Origin of the sequence: Microbulbifer sp. MCCC 1A16149, assembly GCF_050368945.1 — a bacterium.
Classification (GTDB): domain Bacteria; phylum Pseudomonadota; class Gammaproteobacteria; order Pseudomonadales; family Cellvibrionaceae; genus Microbulbifer.
Genome location: NZ_CP185959.1, coordinates 3,893,704 through 3,910,696, shown reverse-complemented (window position 1 = coordinate 3,910,696; position 16,993 = coordinate 3,893,704). Strand labels below are relative to the sequence as shown.

General features: G+C 59.8%; 19 protein-coding genes. 10 read left to right on the top strand and 9 right to left on the bottom strand.

Annotated features, from left to right (window positions below):
• Positions 1-49 precede the first annotated feature (49 nt).
• Together ACONT6_RS16090 and ACONT6_RS16085 are read right to left on the bottom strand one after the other, a co-directional pair.
• Positions 50-2,197 carry a TonB-dependent receptor gene (locus ACONT6_RS16090; protein ID WP_428819435.1) on the bottom strand — a complete coding sequence of 716 codons (2,148 nt, stop codon included), beginning with the start codon at positions 2,195-2,197 and terminating at the stop codon, positions 50-52.
• 82 nt (positions 2,198-2,279) lie between these two features.
• Complete coding sequence (locus ACONT6_RS16085) at positions 2,280-2,570, bottom strand: hypothetical protein (RefSeq protein ID WP_428819434.1); 291 nt, start codon at positions 2,568-2,570, stop codon at positions 2,280-2,282.
• Positions 2,571-2,723: 153 nt separating this feature from the next.
• Here ACONT6_RS16085 and hisB point away from each other — a divergent pair, with 153 nt between their 5' ends.
• The 4 genes from hisB (at position 2,724) to hisF (ending at position 5,682) form a co-directional block, all read left to right on the top strand.
• Positions 2,724-3,311, top strand: coding sequence for an imidazoleglycerol-phosphate dehydratase HisB (hisB, locus tag ACONT6_RS16080; RefSeq protein WP_428819433.1), 588 nt, complete (start codon positions 2,724-2,726; stop codon positions 3,309-3,311).
• A 19-nt stretch (positions 3,312-3,330) separates the two neighbouring features.
• Positions 3,331-3,975: an imidazole glycerol phosphate synthase subunit HisH gene (gene hisH, locus ACONT6_RS16075; protein ID WP_428819432.1), complete on the top strand. Its 645-nt coding sequence runs from the start codon at positions 3,331-3,333 to the stop codon at positions 3,973-3,975.
• Positions 3,976-4,151: 176 nt separating this feature from the next.
• Entirely contained in the window at positions 4,152-4,898 is a 747-nt protein-coding gene (gene hisA / locus ACONT6_RS16070) for a 1-(5-phosphoribosyl)-5-[(5-phosphoribosylamino)methylideneamino]imidazole-4-carboxamide isomerase (protein ID WP_428819431.1), read from the top strand.
• A gap of 13 nt (positions 4,899-4,911) precedes the next feature.
• Positions 4,912-5,682 carry an imidazole glycerol phosphate synthase subunit HisF gene (gene hisF, locus ACONT6_RS16065; RefSeq protein WP_428821526.1) on the top strand — a complete coding sequence of 257 codons (771 nt, stop codon included), beginning with the start codon at positions 4,912-4,914 and terminating at the stop codon, positions 5,680-5,682.
• 23 nt (positions 5,683-5,705) lie between these two features.
• Here hisF and ACONT6_RS16060 read toward each other — a convergent pair whose 3' ends face one another.
• The 5 genes from ACONT6_RS16060 to gpmI all read right to left on the bottom strand — a co-directional run bounded on the left by ACONT6_RS16060 (position 5,706) and on the right by gpmI (position 11,174).
• Complete coding sequence (locus tag ACONT6_RS16060; protein WP_181255044.1) at positions 5,706-5,951, bottom strand: DUF6316 family protein; 246 nt, start codon at positions 5,949-5,951, stop codon at positions 5,706-5,708.
• A 129-nt stretch (positions 5,952-6,080) separates the two neighbouring features.
• On the bottom strand, positions 6,081-7,466 hold the full coding sequence (locus ACONT6_RS16055) for a S41 family peptidase (protein WP_181255045.1): 1,386 nt from the start codon (positions 7,464-7,466) through the stop codon (positions 6,081-6,083).
• A gap of 247 nt (positions 7,467-7,713) precedes the next feature.
• Positions 7,714-8,862: a murein hydrolase activator EnvC family protein gene (locus ACONT6_RS16050; RefSeq protein ID WP_428819430.1), complete on the bottom strand. Its 1,149-nt coding sequence runs from the start codon at positions 8,860-8,862 to the stop codon at positions 7,714-7,716.
• A complete protein-coding gene (locus tag ACONT6_RS16045) occupies positions 8,859-9,605 on the bottom strand; it encodes a class I SAM-dependent methyltransferase (RefSeq protein ID WP_428819429.1) in 747 nt (248 codons plus the stop codon). The genes ACONT6_RS16050 and ACONT6_RS16045 overlap by 4 nt, the downstream gene beginning before the upstream one ends.
• 24 nt (positions 9,606-9,629) lie before the next feature.
• On the bottom strand, positions 9,630-11,174 hold the full coding sequence (gene gpmI, locus ACONT6_RS16040; RefSeq protein WP_428819428.1) for a 2,3-bisphosphoglycerate-independent phosphoglycerate mutase: 1,545 nt from the start codon (positions 11,172-11,174) through the stop codon (positions 9,630-9,632).
• Between the two features lie 307 nt (positions 11,175-11,481).
• Between gpmI and ACONT6_RS16035 the strand changes: the two genes are divergently transcribed.
• The 6 genes from ACONT6_RS16035 (at position 11,482) to smrA (ending at position 15,055) form a co-directional block, all read left to right on the top strand.
• Positions 11,482-11,892: a rhodanese-like domain-containing protein gene (locus ACONT6_RS16035; RefSeq protein WP_428819427.1), complete on the top strand. Its 411-nt coding sequence runs from the start codon at positions 11,482-11,484 to the stop codon at positions 11,890-11,892.
• A 107-nt stretch (positions 11,893-11,999) separates the two neighbouring features.
• Complete coding sequence (grxC, locus tag ACONT6_RS16030) at positions 12,000-12,251, top strand: glutaredoxin 3 (protein WP_078084413.1); 252 nt, start codon at positions 12,000-12,002, stop codon at positions 12,249-12,251.
• A 135-nt stretch (positions 12,252-12,386) separates the two neighbouring features.
• Positions 12,387-12,881, top strand: coding sequence for a protein-export chaperone SecB (secB, locus tag ACONT6_RS16025; protein ID WP_078084414.1), 495 nt, complete (start codon positions 12,387-12,389; stop codon positions 12,879-12,881).
• 168 nt (positions 12,882-13,049) lie between these two features.
• The gene (locus ACONT6_RS16020; RefSeq protein WP_428819426.1) at positions 13,050-13,493 is read left to right on the top strand and encodes an acyl-CoA thioesterase; all 444 of its coding nucleotides are present in this window, start codon (positions 13,050-13,052) and stop codon (positions 13,491-13,493) included.
• Between the two features lie 41 nt (positions 13,494-13,534).
• Positions 13,535-14,398 (top strand): SDR family oxidoreductase, encoded by an 864-nt coding sequence (locus ACONT6_RS16015; RefSeq protein WP_428819425.1) that lies wholly within the window; start codon positions 13,535-13,537, stop codon positions 14,396-14,398.
• A 48-nt stretch (positions 14,399-14,446) separates the two neighbouring features.
• Positions 14,447-15,055, top strand: a complete 609-nt coding sequence (gene smrA, locus ACONT6_RS16010; RefSeq protein ID WP_428819424.1) for a DNA endonuclease SmrA — start codon at positions 14,447-14,449, stop codon at positions 15,053-15,055.
• Between the two features lie 360 nt (positions 15,056-15,415).
• On the opposite strand, the gene ACONT6_RS16005 is transcribed toward smrA, so the two are convergent.
• Positions 15,416-15,955 carry an META domain-containing protein gene (locus ACONT6_RS16005; RefSeq protein ID WP_428819423.1) on the bottom strand — a complete coding sequence of 180 codons (540 nt, stop codon included), beginning with the start codon at positions 15,953-15,955 and terminating at the stop codon, positions 15,416-15,418.
• Between the two features lie 164 nt (positions 15,956-16,119).
• Positions 16,120-16,593 carry an META domain-containing protein gene (locus tag ACONT6_RS16000; protein ID WP_428819422.1) on the bottom strand — a complete coding sequence of 158 codons (474 nt, stop codon included), beginning with the start codon at positions 16,591-16,593 and terminating at the stop codon, positions 16,120-16,122.
• Positions 16,594-16,993 lie beyond the last annotated feature (400 nt).

The window sequence follows — 16,993 nt, the reverse complement described above, 5'->3', positions numbered from 1 at the left end:
CCGGCAGAGCCGGGGCGCGTCAATTGCAGACTATTGAAGCAGGTGCCGGTCAGAAATGAAACCTTACCCCGGCTTCGATGCTGCGCCCTGCTTCCGGTGCGAAGTCCCGCAGCAGCGAGGTGGCGTTGCGGATTTCTTCATCCAGCAGGTTGCGCGCGTTGGCAAACAGCACGCCGTCGTTGCCCGCCAGTTTGAAGTTGTACTGCGCGGTGAGATCCATGCGTGTGTAGGCGTCGGTGGTTTCCTCGAAGGCGCCGGGGCGATCCTGCGCGGTGGCGCGGGTGTTGCGCCACTGCCAGTTCCAGGAGTCGTAGTCGCCGCCGAGGGCGAAACCGAAGCGCAGCGGCGGCATGCGCGGCACAGATCGGGGCTCGCCGGCAATGCGATCATCGAAGCTAGCGCGCACGCTGTCGCCGAACAGGGTCAGGCTGAGAGAGCTGGCCAGGGGGAATTGCACCGAGGCTTCGGCGCCGTAGAAGGTAGCGTCGCGATTGTCGTAGCCGTAAATGGCGAATTCACTTTCCTCGTCTTCCAGGCCGGTATTGGCGGCGTAGATATAGTCGCCGATACGGTTGTAAAACACGTTGGCCTCGACTTTCGCAGCGTGCCAGCCAATGGCGTCCTGGTTGTGGTGGTGATAGCCCAGTTCCAGGTTGATGGAGTTTTCCTTGTCCAACGCCTCGTCACCGATGATGTAGCGGGATTCCGCCAGGTGCGCACCGTCGGCAAACAGCTCCTCGGCTACCGGTGCGCGCTCGGCACTGGTGAGACCGACGCTCAGGTGCTGGTGCTCGCTGAGGAAATACTGCAGGGCACCGGACAGGCCGACCAGATTGAAGTCCTTGTCGCTTCCGTATTCCGGGTCAATGGTGACGTTTTCCAGGCGCGCGCCCAGATCCAGGTGCCAGTTGCCCCACTCGCGCTCCTTCATGGTGAAGGCACCGATACTGTCGGTGATGGACGGGCGAATAAACGCCTCATCGCCGATCGCGGCAAAGTCCTTGCGGGTCAATTGCAGGCCATAGGCGCCGCGCCATTCGCCACCGTCGTCGTGGGTCAGTTCTAGCCGGCTTTCCCAGGCCTTGTTGGTAAAGCGGGTGCCCGGCTCACCGTGTTCCAGTTCCACGTGCTGGTAATCGTTGTGGCCGAGACGGAAGCTGATTTTGTCCCAGTAGTCGCCATTGAAGTCGTGTTCGCCCTTGAGGTCGTAGCGGGTCTGGGCGAGGTCGATGCGCACCGCCTCTTCCCCGTGCTCCTCTTCCAGATGCTCTTCTTCCGCGTGGCCCTCTTCCAGTGCGTGCTCTTCCTCCTCGTGATGCTCGTGGGCACCCAGGGGAATACCGTAGTTGTTCTCCAGACGGTTGACGGAGAAGCCAACAAAGCCGCTGTCTGTCACCCAGGACAGGCCGGCGCTGCCGCTCTTGGCGCGGGCGCTGGTGTTGCCAACGAAACCGTCCGTGTTGAACTCTTCTTCGTGATTTCCTTCGTCGGCGTGCTCTTCGTGTTCTTCATGCTCGTCGTGCTCGCGGATGGCGAGACCCGGAATCTGGGTATCGTCGTTATCGCGGTAGACTCCATCCAGATACCAGGCCAGGTTGCCGGCCCCACCGCTCAGGCGGAAGACACCGGCGTCCTGCCGGTTGGCAGTGTCGTGGCGCATCTCCACCGCGCCCTCGATCTCCTCGGGTACCCGGGTGGGGATACGACCGTCGATCACATTCACCACGCCGCCGATGGCGCCGCTACCGTAGCGCAGGGCTGCGGGGCCGCGCAGGATCTCGATGCTGTTGGCGAGCAGCGGCTCGATGCTGGCTGCGTGGTCGGAGCTGGTGTTGGAGGCGTCGGCCACGTCGAGGTTGTCGTTCAGCACCTTGACCCGATTGGCGCTCTGGCCGCGGATCACCGGCAGGCCCACACCGCCGCCGAAGGAGGCGTTGGCCACGCCCAGCTGGCTGTTGAGGGTCTGGCCCAGGGTGGCGGATGCGGCCTTGCGCAGCTCATCGCCTTTCAGCACGGACACCGGCGCTGCCACGGCATCGGCAGGTTTGGCCAGTGGGGAGACGGTGACATTCACCTCCTCGATGGACTCCCCCTCCTTGTTCACCGCCTGAGCGGAAACGGCAGAAGACACAGCAGAAGAGAATGCGCAGGCAACAGCCAGCGCCAGAGTGTTTACCCGGTACTTTTCACGAGACATTGTTGATTATTCCTGTCAATAACAGGCAGCGGCCACCCAAAGGCCGGTGCCGGAACTTAAATCTGGTTTGGTTTGCTGAGATTTAGCTGAGAGACAGGTGTGCGGGCGGGCCGCGGGCAGACTGGCGCTCCGGCTGGCAGTCGAGGGCCACCGGGGCTTGCTGTTCGCAGTACAGCGGCGCCAGGTCGGGGCTGGTAAAGGTGTACTCACTACCCACGGGGGCCGGGGTGTGATTGTGGGACAGATCGCACAGCTGGTGAGAGCGATCATCGATATGGATATGCTCCGCCAGCACCGGCTGCGCGAGCATCAGCGCGAACAGCAGTACAAAGCTGACCCAGACGGGGGTCTTGTGGCGGGGATACATAGTCATGGGCCGTATGATATTTGATCTTTACCATGAATCAAGTTTCATCTGAGACTATCGGCCAAATTCCACTGCATTTGGGCGTATAATTCGCGCCTTCTGTCTCAGCGGGCCCAGAGAGATCGGGGTGGCCGCTACCCAACCAAGGATGTAGATCCCATGCGCACCGCCAGCGTCAATCGCGATACCCTGGAAACCAAGATCAAGGTCAGCGTCAATCTCGACGGCAAAGGTACCGGTAAATTCGATACCGGCGTCCCCTTCCTCGAACACATGCTGGATCAGATTGCCCGCCACGGCATGATCGACCTGGATATCACCTGCGATGGCGACACCCATATCGACGACCACCACACCGTGGAAGATATCGGTATCACCCTCGGCAAGGCCATTGCCGAAGCCGTGGGCGACAAGAAAGGCATGACCCGCTACGGCCACAGCTACGTTCCCCTGGACGAGGCCCTGAGCCGCGTGGTCATCGACTTCTCCGGGCGTCCCGGTCTCACCCTGAATGTGCCGTTCACCCAGAAGCGTATCGGCAACTTCGATACCGAACTGTTCTACGAATTCTTCCAGGGCTTCGTCAATCACGCCCTGGTGACCCTGCACATCGACTGCCTCCGCGGCTTCAATGCCCACCACCAGATCGAGACCGTGTTCAAGGCCTTCGGTCGCGCGCTGCGCATGGCCCTGACCCCGGACCCGAGAATGGAAGGCGCCATGCCCTCCACCAAAGGCGTGCTGTAAGGCAGGAGTAAGCAAGAAAATGCAAAAAATCGTCGTCCTCGACTACGGTATGGGCAACCTCCACTCCGTCGCCAGCGCCCTGCAAAAGGTCGCCCCGACGGACGAAGTGGTACTCGCCACCACCCCGGAGCAGGCCGAAGGCGCAGATCGCCTGATCGTCCCCGGCGTCGGCGCCATCCGCGACTGTATGGAAGGCTTCATCCGCCCCGGATTCGTACCCCTTCTGAACCAGTGCATCGAATCGGGTATGCCCATCCTCGGTATCTGTGTAGGCATGCAGATCATGATGGCGCGCAGTGAAGAAAATGGCGGCATCGACTGCCTCGGTATCTTCCCGCAGCCGGTCAAATTCTTCGGCAAAGACTTGTACGAAAATGGTCAGCACTTGAAAGTCCCACATATGGGCTGGAACCGGGTGCAGCAGAAAATCGACCACCCGATGTGGAGCAATATCGAGAGCGGCAGCCGTTTCTATTTTGTGCACAGCTACTATGTGCCCGCGAAAAACAACGATGCCGTCGCCGGTGAAACCGACTACGGTGTAAAACTTGCCTCTGCCGTTACCAGCAATAATATTTTCGCCACCCAGTTCCACCCGGAGAAAAGTGCGGATGCGGGTATGCAGCTGCTGAAGAATTTTGTCGGTTGGAATGGAGCGTTCTGATCGGCATTCGTAGGAGCCTTCCCTGCAGGCGAACATGAATGGCCACCCAGATTGTTCGCCTGCAGGGCAGGCTCCTACGGGGTAATGCCGCGTACATGCTTACGAAGTAAATAACTAGATGCTCTGCCGCCACCGGACCTGAAAAAACCGGGACCCGAAACAGGAAGTTAACCAAAATGATAGTAATCCCAGCCATTGATCTGAAAGACGGCGAGTGCGTACGCCTGCGCCAGGGTGAAATGGAAGACGCCACCGTCTTTTCCGACGACCCCGTCGCCACCGCCGAACACTGGCTCAGCCAGGGCGCCAAGCGCCTGCACATTGTTGACCTCAACGGCGCCTTTGCCGGCAACCCGGTCAACGGCGACGCCGTCAACGCCATTGCCCGCCAGTTCCCGCAGTTCCCGATCCAGATCGGCGGCGGCATCCGCGACCTGAAAACCATCGAGTGGTATCTAGACGCGGGTGTCAGCTGGACCATCATCGGCACCGCCGCAGTAAAAAATCCCAAACTGGTCAAAGAAGCCTGCCGCGAATTCGAAGGCCGCATCATCGTCGGCCTCGATGCCAAAGACGGCCTCGTCGCCACCGAAGGCTGGGCCGAAGTCTCCGACGTACAGGCCACCGAGCTCGCCAAACAGTTCCAGGACTGCGGTGTCAGCGCCATCGTCTACACCGACATCGCCCGCGACGGCATGATGCAGGGCGTCAATCTCGAGTCCACCCTCGACATGGCCCGCGCCGTACAGATCCCGATCATCGCCTCCGGCGGTGTCAGCAGCATCGAAGATATCCAGCAACTGCTGGAAGCCGGTGACGAGAAGACCCGTATCTTCGGCGCCATTACCGGCCGCGCCATCTACGAAGACAAGCTCGACCTGCGCCAGGCGCAGGAACTGTGTGACAACTGGAACCAGAAATAACCGGATCAACGCCATGGGTCTCGCCAAACGCATTATTCCCTGTCTCGACGTCGACGCCGGCCGAGTGGTCAAAGGTGTCAATTTTGTCGACATCCGCGACGCCGGAGACCCGGTGGAAATCGCGCGACGCTACAATGAAGCCGGTGCCGACGAAGTGACCTTCCTCGACATCACCGCCACCCACGAGGGCCGCGACACCACGTTGCACACGGTGGAAAAAATGGCTTCACAGGTGTTCATTCCGCTGACCGTGGGCGGCGGGGTGCGCGAATTGCAGGATATCCGCAACCTGCTGAATGCGGGCGCGGACAAGACCGCGATCAATTCCGCCGCGGTATTCAATCCCGACTTCGTGCGCGAAGCCGCCGACCGTTTCGGCAGCCAGTGCATCGTCGTCGCCATCGATGCCAAACAGGTGGGCAATGACAAAGAGCCCAGGTGGGAGATTTTTACCCACGGCGGACGCAAGCCCACCGGTATCGACGCGGTGGAGTGGGCGAAGAAGATGGACAGTTACGGGGCCGGGGAAATCCTGCTGACCAGCATGGACCGGGACGGAACCAAGAACGGTTTTGACCTGGCGCTGACCCGCGCCATTTCCGATGCGGTTTCAGTGCCAGTAATCGCCTCTGGTGGTGTTGGCAACCTGCAGCACCTGGCGGATGGTGTATTACAGGGCGGTGCGGACGCGGTGCTCGCGGCGAGCATTTTCCACTTCGGCGAATACACAATTGGAGAGGCCAAAGCCTTTATGCAGGAAGCGGGCATCGAGATGCGGATCTAATCCCGCGTAAAGATTGTCCGCAATCAGAACTTGTGTGCATTGTGCCAGCGCCTTGCGCGCTGGCTGCCAAACGGGCGTACATTTCCGGAGTATTCTGTCAGTGGATTGAGGAATCGCTCCACCGCCTTCTGTGCTTCCGCCTTGCAGGCGAATGGACCGAACGTATTGCCACCGCGTACGGTGAAATACCAGTCGTCATCCAGTTTGAAAAAACGGTCAGCACGGGGAGGGATGGATTCCCCCTGTTCGCCACGACGATACCGCTGCATGACTACCTCGCTACTGCTTCCGTTACCACTTTCACTGCTTCCACTGTGCCGAATACTCGACAGTGGAATACCGCACCCAATTTAAAGACTAGCCAAAAACCGGGTGCGGTTTGCGGGAATACGCGAAGATTACAGATCCTCGGCGCGAATCCGCGCCACCTGATCCTTCGCTGCCGGCGCGCTGCTTTCCTCGCTCGCAGCCGGCGCACGACGCACGTACAGGTTCAGGCCTTTGAGCACATTCAGTGCCTCGAACACCTGATTGTCGCGGCTGTACCAGTCGTCCTGTTTCGCCTTGGCGCGCTTGCGGTCTTCCGATCCGCTTTCTTCACCGCCGTTGCCATTGCCCAGGTGCCCGGCCAGATCCGCTTCCGTGGTGCGTGCGCGGCCATCCATCCGGGTCACCTTCACACGCTCAACAGTGATATCCGGCTTGATGCCCTGGGCCTGGATGGAGCGTCCCTTGGGGGTGAAGTAGAGCGCGGTAGTGAGCTTGATTGCCCGTTCATCGTTGATCGGGATGACCGTCTGTACCGAGCCCTTGCCAAAGCTGTCTGTACCCATCACCACGGCGCGGCGGTGGTCCTGCAATGCGCCCGCCACGATTTCCGCCGCCGAGGCGGAGCCATCGTTGATCAGTACCACCAGCGGTGCGCCGTCGGTGACGTCACCGGCACTGGCGGAATAGCGCAGGTTGGAAGATTCGTTGCGGCCTTCGGTGTAGACCACCAGTCCCTCCTCGAGGAAGGCGTCGACCACTTCCACCGAAGATTGCAGCACCCCGCCGGGATTGTTGCGCAGGTCGACCACCAGGCCTTTCAGCTCACCCTCTTTTTTGAGCTTTTTCATTGCCCGCATCAGGTCGCCACCGGTATCCAGCTGGAACTGGCTGATGCGCAGATAGCCGTACCCCTCTTCGAGCATTTCCCCGCGCACACTGTACACGCGCACCTTGTCGCGCTTGACGGTGACGTCGAAGGGCTCCTTGTGTCCCTTGCGGCCGATGGTGAGAGTCACCGAGGAACCCACCGGGCCGCGCATTTTCTCCACCGCCTGGTCCAGGCTGACGCCGCGCATGGACTTGCCCGACAGGCGCAGGATCACATCCCCGGCGCGCAGTCCGGCGCGTTCCGCGGGCGTGCCGTCCATGGGCGTGATGATGGTGATGTAATCATCCTCGACACCGACCTCGATACCCAGTCCGGCAAACTCACCGGTGGTATTCGCCTGCAGGTCATCAAAGGACCGACTGTCGAGATAGGCAGAGTGCGGGTCCAGCCCCTGCAACATGCCCTTGATGGCGTATTCCAGCAGGGTGCTGTCGTCCACCTCATTGATATAGCCCTGGCGTATCTGCTCGAACACTTTGGCGAAACTGCGCAGGTCTTCGAGAGGCAGGCGGGATTCGGCTTCCAGCGATGCGCGCTCGCTGTCGCCCTGGCTGAGTCCCATCAGCGGCAGAGCGGTGAGAGCTGCCGCGCCTAGCAGGCGAGCCAGCAATTTTGGGGTGAACATAATCTGCACGTCCTTGGCATTTATCGTTACTTTCTAGCCACTAGCTATTAGCTACTAGCTACACCGTGGGATGCCCGTAACTCGGGCCGCCCGCAAATTCGGCTGAGAATTCGTGATGTTCACTGAGAATTGTAGACCCGGCACTCCCCGCAGGTTTGAAGTTGGCGGGGAAGTGAACCGGCGTGTCAGTGCGGGGAATGAAACTGCAAGGGGAAGTGTGTTAGCGGATTGCGGGTGCGGAGCAAGCTCAGCGTCGACACCAGGCGGTGGGGTCCTGGGGTTTGCCGTGTCGGCGGATTTCAAAATAGAGGCCCGCCTGGCTCATGCCGCCGGTGTTGCCCACGCGGGCGATGGTGTCGCCGCTTTCCACCCACTCACCAATGGCGCGGGTTAGGGACTGGTTGTGGCCGTACAGGCTCATGTAGCCGTCGCCGTGGTCGAGAATGATCAGCATGCCCTGGCCGCGCAGGTAATCGGAAAAGACCACCCGCCCGCGGTGGATCGCCTTTACCGGGGCGCCCTCGTTAGCGCGCAGGGTAACGCCGGTCCAGGTGATGCCATTGGCGCGGCGCTGGCCAAAGGCGTTGGCGCGGCGTCCGCTGGTTGGCCACTGCATGCGTCCGCGCTGTTTGGCAAATGGCGTCTGGTCGCTGGGATTGATCAGGCTGGCGATGGCGCGGCCGACTTCATCCACCAGGCGCTGCAGGCGGCTGCGATCACTGTGCAGCTGATTGAGTTCTCCGCTTTTGCTCGCCAGCTGCTTCGCCAGTTTGTCCAGGGTGCGCTGGCGCGACTGCTGCGCGCTGGTCAGTGCCCGGCGTTTCTGTTCCAGCTGGTCGCGTTCGCGGGCGAGGGTGTCCTGTTCGCGCTGGATGCCGGCGCTGACAGTGTTGAGTTGATCGAGGGTGTTGACGTATTCGCCGATGACTTGGCTGCGTTGCTTGAGGAAGTAGTCGTGGTAGCGGAGTTGGCGGGCGATGTGCTGGGGATCTTGTTGGTTGAGGAGCAGCTTGATCTGCTCCTGGCGACCGAGTCGGTATGCGGCGGCGACTTCCTGCTCGGCCCGCCGCTGCATACTTCGCCGGGATTCCTCCAGCTGCTTTTCTTCCCGCTTCAATTCCTGCAGCTTCTCGCCGCGGCTCTGCATGTCCGACTTGATCTTGTCGATCCGCTGCAGCAGCTCGGAGATGTCTTTCTCGTTGGACTCCAGATCCTTGAGCAGCTGATCGCGCTCACCCTTAACCTGGTTCAGCTCCTCCTGCAAAGACTCGATACGCTGCTTGATTTCCGCCAGCCGCGCTTGCTGCTCTTCGTCTGCCGCAAAGGATAAAGATGGGAAAAGGAGGAGAAATCCTAGTGTGAGTGATTTAGTAATTTTTCGGTATTCGGATTTCATGTTTTGTACGGCTCACAAATAAAGAAAACAGAAGAGCTGAACTGTGCAGGCGCAAGGCCGAAAGGAAAACGGCGAAGCTTTAAAATTTTCAGGTTATGCCTGATCGTCTGTGCAAGCCAGCGCCAGTCGAAACCTTTGTGATCTGTTCCGTGGGGGGGCAGTTTGTCCAACTGCCCCAGTCCGGCCCAAAAGGTTTCTTTCCAGGTGTACTCCTTGTGGCGCATGTAACCGCAAAAGAAAGAGCCAATATTTTTCAGCCAGATTGCAGGCCCGACCTCAACGGGAACCGAGCAAATAAATAGCTTGGGCTTGGCTGCGGCGACCGCTTCCACAATTCTGACCACGGTATGCTCTGGGATATGTTCCAGTGTTTCGAGCGCAACGATGACATCGGCATTTGCCAACACGTCGAAGTGATCTTCAGCATAACCTTGAATCACTTTGAAATTTGGGTGCTCGCCATAATGGGCATTCGCGCGCTTTACAAATTTATGCCAGGGTTCAATGCCAACATAATCAATGTTGTAACGTTGGTTTACAGCCGGGAAAAGCTGTCCGTGCGCACACCCTATTTCTACCACCTTTAGGGGCCGGTCCGGATGCGGCACTGCCAGCGTCTCGATGGACTGAAGTGCGTGTGCATGCCGGAAAGAATGCAGCCATGAAACCAGCGGATTGAATCGCTGGTTTTTTTCGTAATTGGTTATTTTGGGTGCAACACTTCCATTGTGTTTGGCTGTCATAATACGGCGTGCCTTGGTGTTTGATTAGCCCAGTTTTACCAGCGGCTCGCCGCTCATTTCAGCAGGCTGCGGTACGCCCATCAATGCCAGCATGGTCGGTGCCACGTCGGCCAGGCTGCCGCCATCGCGCATGCTCACATCGCGCGCGCCGACATACACAAACGGCACCGGCAGGGTGGAGTGCTGGGTGCTGACCTGGCCGGAGCCGGCGTCGAACATCTCTTCCACATTGCCGTGGTCGGCGGTGATCAGTACCTCACCACCGGCGGCCAGGGCTGCCTTGGTTACGCGGTCGACACAGGTGTCCAGCGCTTCCACCGCTTTTACCGCGGCCTCGAATACACCGGTGTGGCCGACCATGTCGCCGTTGGCGTAGTTACAGATGATCGCGTCGAACTTGCCGCTCTCGATTGCGGCTACCAGTTTGTCGGTCACTTCCGGCGCGCTCATTTCCGGCTGCAGGTCGTAGGTGGCCACATCCGGGGATTTGATCAGGATGCGCTCTTCGCCATTGTAGGGCTCTTCGCGGCCACCGCTAAAGAAGAAGGTCACATGTGCGTACTTTTCTGTCTCGGCGATACGCAATTGGGTCTTGTTCTGGTTCTGCAGGTACTCACCAAAGGTGTTGACCAGGTTTTCCGGCGGGAAGGCACAGCTGGCGTCGATATCGGCGGCGTATTCCGTGGTCATTACGAAATCCGCTAGCTTGGGAGTGACCGCGCGGGCAAAGCCGTCGAAGTTCGGGTCGGTAAAGGCGCGGGTCAGCTGGCGGGCGCGGTCCGGGCGGAAGTTCATAAAGATCAGCGCGTCGCCGTCTTTGACCGGTGCCGCGTCGCCAATCCGGGTCGGCGCCACGAACTCGTCGTTCTCATCGCGGGCGTAAGCGGCGGCGAGTCCGGCGAGGGCGTCTGCCGCCTGGTGCTTGGAAATACCCTGAGTCATCAGGTCGTAAACCGGCTGTACACGGTCCCAGCGGTTGTCGCGGTCCATGGCAAAGTAGCGGCCGGAGATACTGGCGATACGGGCATTGCCCAGGGCGTCACAGACCTGGGTCAGGCGTGCCAGCGGGGCCTCCGCACTGCGCGGTGCGGTGTCGCGGCCGTCGGTGAACGCGTGGATATAGATTGCCTTGGCGCCGCGCTGGGCAGCCAGGGTGGCCATTGCCACAATGTGGTCGTCGTGGCTGTGCACACCGCCGTCGGACAGCAGGCCCATGATGTGCACCGCGCCGTTATTGACGATGGCCTTGTCGACCGCGGCGGTGTAGGCGGGGTTCTTGAAGAACTCGCCGTCCTTGATGGCCTTGTTGATGCGGGTGAAGTTCTGGTACACCACGCGGCCGGCGCCGAGGGTCATGTGGCCCACTTCGGAGTTGCCCATCTGGCCTTCCGGCAGGCCTACCGCCATGCCTGAAGTCTGGATCAGGGTTTTCGGGCGGGTGGCCCAGATCTGGTCCCATACCGGGGAGTTCGCCGCCGCAATGGCGTTGTGCTCGGAGTGCTCACTGTGGCCGAAGCCGTCCAGAATCAGCAGTACCACGGGGCGTTTGGGCGAAGACTCGGATGCCATGGGATCGGAATTCCTGTGTTGGGTTGATGGGTGATCGGTCGGCGTCATTGCCAGAGGACGGAACTCGTATAGGGAGTTTTACCGCAGGTGGCGGATTTTAACCTGTTTCCGGGCCTGAGGTCAGGTATTAACCAGCATTCCTCGGCTTTCGGCAGTGAAATTGCTGGTTAAGATTTGGCCATGGTCGTGTATACTGCGCCACCTTCGAGCTGCCGGTTGGGTTGTTTTACAATACCGGTGCAAACGCGGCCGACTGATGCGTCAGTGGTCGAATTCAGAACAACAAACTTAATTTTCCGGGGGCGGAGTGGACTTTTTCGTCTTTATCAGCGAGCAGTGGCTGCTGGTGAGTCTGTTGGTGGCGCTGGTGTATGCGCTGGCAATTACCGAACGTATCAAAGCGGGCAAACCCGCGTCGGCCCACGAGGCCACCCGACTGATCAATACTGAGGATGCCCGGGTGGTGGATCTGCGCGATCGCGCCGAGTTCGTTGCCGGACACATCGTCGATGCCATCCATATCCCCCACGGGGATATCGAGAAGCGCATCGGCGAACTCGCACCCTATAAAGAAAAGACCCTGATCCTGGCGGACAAGATCGGCCAGCACGCGGGCCCGGTCGGGCGTCAGCTGAAAAAGGCGGGCTACACCGTGCGCCGCCTGGAAGGCGGTATGTCCGAGTGGGCGAACCAGAAGCTCCCGCTGGTGAAGGGCTGATCCCACTCTGGCCGGCACGCGCCGGCGCTGAATTGGCTCGACCGAACGAGACTGGAACTGAAGAGTCCCGTTCGGTCAGGTAAAGCAAGCAAAGAGGTTTTCCGTCTGTGAAAGAAGTTGTCATCTACACCACCCGCTTCTGCCCCTTCTGTATCCGAGCGAAATACCTGCTGGATAACAAGAATGTCCCCTACACCGAAATCTCGGTAGACGGCGACCGCGAGCTGCGTGCAGAAATGACCGCTAAGGCGGGCAGCCACACGGTGCCGCAGATCTGGGTTGGCGAAAAACACGTTGGCGGTTGCGATGAACTGATGGCCATCGAGCGCAGCGGAGAGCTGGATCAATTACTTGCGTGAAGCCTCGCGTCAAGTACAAGAATTTTCAGTGACATGCCTTGAAAGGGTATTTCGAGGCCCCCATAAGTAAGACCCATACAGGGAGTCTTCTTTCAGGGAAGGCAGTAAATAAACTTTTTTTAAGCAGGCAGTAACATGGCTGAAGAACAAAACGGCGCTGCAGTAAACGGCGAACAACAAGTACAATTCGCGATGCAGCGTATCTACCTGAAAGACCTGTCCTTCGAGACTCCGATGGGTGCAGAGGTTTTCAAAAAGCAGTGGAAACCCCAGGTAAACCAGGAACTGAACACCAAAACCGCCAAGATCGACGAAGATCTGTACGAAGTGGCGTTGACCCTGACCATTACCGTCAAGGTTGAAGAAGAAACCGCTTTCCTGGTGGAAGTACAGCAAGCCGGCCTGTTCGGCATCAAGGGTCTGGAAGGCCAGCAGCTGGCCCAGGCGCTGAACACTGCCTGCCCGCAGATCCTGTTCCCCTACGCGCGCGAAGTGGTAGACAACATTGTGACCAAGGGCTCCTTCCCCGCCCTGATGCTGCCGCCGATCAACTTCGACGCCCTGTTCGCGGCTGCCATGCAGCAGGCGCAACAGCAGGCCGAGCAAGGCGAAGAGAAGACCGACGCCTAAGGCCCGGTTCTCTTGTCAAAAAAGGCTCCTTCGGGGGCCTTTTTTGTGTCTGAAGTAATGTCCAGCAGTTGCAGGGCTTGTTAAATTGCTCGGTTTTTCGGTAATGCGCGAATCTGTGATGCTCGGGCAGCAGAGCCACCACGCACCAGCCTACGGAGTACAAACCCCATGAACTGGGACCTTCCAACCCCTTACATTCAAAGTGTCCAGGTAAAGCCCGAACACGTTGATGGTCTGCACCACGCCAACAATGCCGAATACGTACGCTGGTGTGAGCGCGCAGCCTGGTCGCACAGTCTGGAATTGGGGCTGGATGTCACTAATTACCAGTCGATGGACCGGGGAATGGCCATTCGCCAGGCCGAATACGACTATATACTGGCCGCAAGAGAGGGCGATGAGCTGCTGATCGGCACCTGGCTCACCAAGGTCGACGGCCGTCTAAACATGACCCGTAAGTTCCAGGTTTTCCGCGCCAGCGACCAGGCACTGATCTTGCGCGCCACCTGGCAGATGGTGTGTATCGAACTCTCCAGCGGCAAACCCAAGCGGATGCCGCAGACCTTCAAGGACATATACGGCCCCGCAGTGGTCATCTGCGAGGTCGGTTGATATCACATAATCACACTCGCAACCCCAAGGGAGCGCCTGTCATGAGCGACGCGATCACCCTCACTGAAAACACCGGCGCCCTCAAAGGCAAAACCATCTTCATCACCGGCGCCAGCCGCGGCATCGGCCGCGCCATCGCCCTCAAATGTGCTGCCGATGGCGCCAACATCGCCATTGCAGCCAAGTCCGCAGAGCCGCACCCCAAACTCCCGGGGACCATCTATACCGTTGCCGAAGAGATTGAGGCTGCCGGCGGCAAGGCCCTGCCGATGCAGGTGGACGTGCGCGAAGAGGAACAGGTCGCCGAGGCACTGAAGAAAACTGCGGACACCTTTGGTGGTATCGACGCGGTTATCAACAATGCCGGTGCCATCAACCTGACCAACGTCGAGTCCACACCGCCCAAGCGCTACGACCTGATGATGGATATCAATGCCCGCGCCGTGTACCTCACCGCGCACCTGGCGATTCCCTACCTGAAACAGTCCGAGTGCGGGCACATTCTCAGCCTGTCACCGCCACTGAACCTCGAGCCGCGCTGGCTCGGGCCCTTCGCGCCCTACGCGCTGTCCAAGTTCGGCATGACCATCCTCAGCATGGGGTTGGCAGAGGAGCTGCGCGAAACCAATATCAGCGTCGCCACCCTGTGGCCGCGTACCCTGGTAGCGACCGCGGCCATCGAGTTCGCCGTGGGCAGCCGGGAAATGTTCGAGCAAAGCCGCAAACCTCTGGTGATGGCGGACGCCGCTTACGAGGTGCTGATCACCAGTAACCGGGGCCTGAACGGCGCCCAGCTGATCGACGAGACCCTGCTGCACGAACGCGGGGTGGAAGATTTCACCGAATATGCGCACAATCCCGCCAAGGCCGGTGAACTGGCAGTGGATCTGTTTCTCGATCCCTGAGCAGACTCGCCGGTACCTACAGTCGGCAAGAGGTAAGCGGGGGACACTGTGGATAACAGCGATGTGGAAGATTTTCGCGGCGCAATGGGCGCATTGGGCGACGTAAAGCCGCTGGCGCCCAAGCACCGTCAGTCCGCGCTACGCACAGACGACCGCGACACTGCCGCCAATACCCTCAACCAGCGCGCCCGCAGAGAGGCGGCCACCGCGCAGACCGCACGCGAGCTGAACCCCCTCGGTGGTGAGTTCGTGGAGCCGGTGGATCCGTGGGATCCCATCGAATTCAAACGCGACGGTGTGCAAAACGGGGTTTACCGCAATCTGCGCCTGGGCAAGTACACCGTGGACGCGCGCCTGGACCTGCACCATCACACCATCGAGATGGCCCGCCGCGCCCTGTACCAGTTTATACGGGATTGCATGGATGCGGACGTGCGCTGCGCACTGGTGACCCACGGCAAGGGCGAGGGTCGCAAGCAGCCCGCGCTGTTGAAGAGCTGTGTCAACGCCTGGTTGCCGCAACTGCCCGAGGTGCTGGCTTTCCACAGTGCGCAGAAACAACACGGTGGCCTGGGGGCCACTTACCTGCTGCTGCGCAAGAGCGAGCGCAAACGCCAGCAGAACCTGGAGCAGCACCAGCGTCGCTCGCGCCCGTAACGCAACACAGAAATATCAGACGTGCGCGCAGGTATTTTCGCGGGCTATTGGGAAAATTTCCCGGTTCGTAATCTGTTTGTCACGTCTGGCACCTACTCTATTCCCACAACGAAATTTCGCTTGTCCGGTTGCTTCATCGCCAACCGAATCAGTTTTCGTTGTTCTTCTCTCTTTGCATCGCACCAATTGAATTGGTGATTTTTTGCTTCCGAGTTTGGAGGTGCCTCCGGTTGGAGGATTGGTCCCGGGCATCGCACTTGCGAATCGGGACTCTTCTTGAATGACACTTCAAGCGGCCATATTGGCCGCTTTTTTTATGTCTGCCTGTGTGTGGCAGAGGGCGTTTATGCGGGAGTGGCTTTAGCGGGATGGCGGGGGGACTTCACCGGTCTGCTTGAACTCCAGCCGGGTGCCGTCGTCGCCTTCCAGAACCAGGGTATCGCCGCGGGCGTGCGCGTGGGATACGCGCGGTAGTGCCAGCAGAAAGTCTTTCTCCAGTTCGCTACTCTTGCGTCGACCCACCATGCGGGAAATCGTCGGTGGCTTGAGCCATTGGATGGTGCCGCCGTCGCTCAGCCGGAACTTGCCCAGATAGGGGTTGGAGCCGGCACTGCCGCGCACAAAACCGAGCTTGTCACAACCCAGGTAGGGGCGATCGCGCCACATCTTCTGCCAGAACATTCGGGACTTGTGTTCGCGTCCATCGATGGACAGCGTATCCAGCAGCCACTGACGCTCGCAAATGGCGTCGCTATCGGTGGCGCGCATTGCCGATGGCTGGGTGTCGCTGCTGCCGCAGCCGGAGAGAGTTAGGCCCGTAAACAGCAGAGCGAGCAGGACCGCGTGCGCGCGCAGTGCACGGGTAAGGTTGAGTTGTGGCGGCAGAAACGGGCGGTGCATTTGTTCCATCCGGTGGGTATTTGCGCCATTTAACACCAATTGCCGGCGGGTGTCTGTGACCCAACCGGTCTATCCGGTAACTGACAGCGACTGCAATTACCGTTGTCGTGGTGACAGTGGTGTGTGGGTGGAAGGGAAGGAGCCGGGAAAGCGGCGGGCTGCCGTCAGCTGCCCGCCTTGATGTATTCGATATAGATATCCCCGGACACGTCCCGGAGGATCAGGCGACCGCCGCCACTTTTCACAAAGGCCTGGCGGGTGCCGGACAGGGCGCGCAGGTACTGGGTTTCCTGCTCCATCAACTGCGGAGGACCGGCCATTTTGGTGGATGCGAAACTGTCGGTGTCCCACAGAACCTGGCCATTGCTGGTCACCTGCATGGCGCCGCGGTAAGTATTGATACCACTTTTCCCCATGGCCTCGCCGTCGCTGTTACACAGGAAGGTGAATTCCCGCGGCTGGTCCACCGGAATCGCCTGTCCATTGATGCGCAGCAGGCGCATTTCCCACTTGTCGCCGCACACACTGCTCAGCGAGCCCGGGGTCTGGGTCGGGCCTGAGTCCTTGCCATCCATGTTCATACAGCCGGCGATGACGATGGCGAAGCCCATCAGCCATACCGGGATTACTCTGTTCATTACCTTCCGCTCCCTGCTTGCAGATAGATGTAGCTTAGTCATCCCCGGCCAGAGCGAGAGGACAGCGGCGACAGCTTGTGGCGGAAATGGTCACAGAAACGGGTATCGGCGGGCGCCAGCGCCCGCACAGGTACCGCTCGGAGGATTACGACTGTCGCACGCAGCGCACGACGACTTTTGAATCCAGTTCCTGTTCGAAGCACCGGAAGCGGGTGCCATTGACGTTGAGGGAGCGCGGCGCATCGCGGCGGCCACTCCTCGGCCTGCGGTCGGAAGATCTCACCGACATGTGGGCGGGGTTCATATGTGGGGGGACCGCGCTGCTGAAAGCACGGTTGGCTTGACTTTCCCTCGGCTCGGTTGACGTACAACCGGCAACAACTCCTGTCGCTATCGCCGC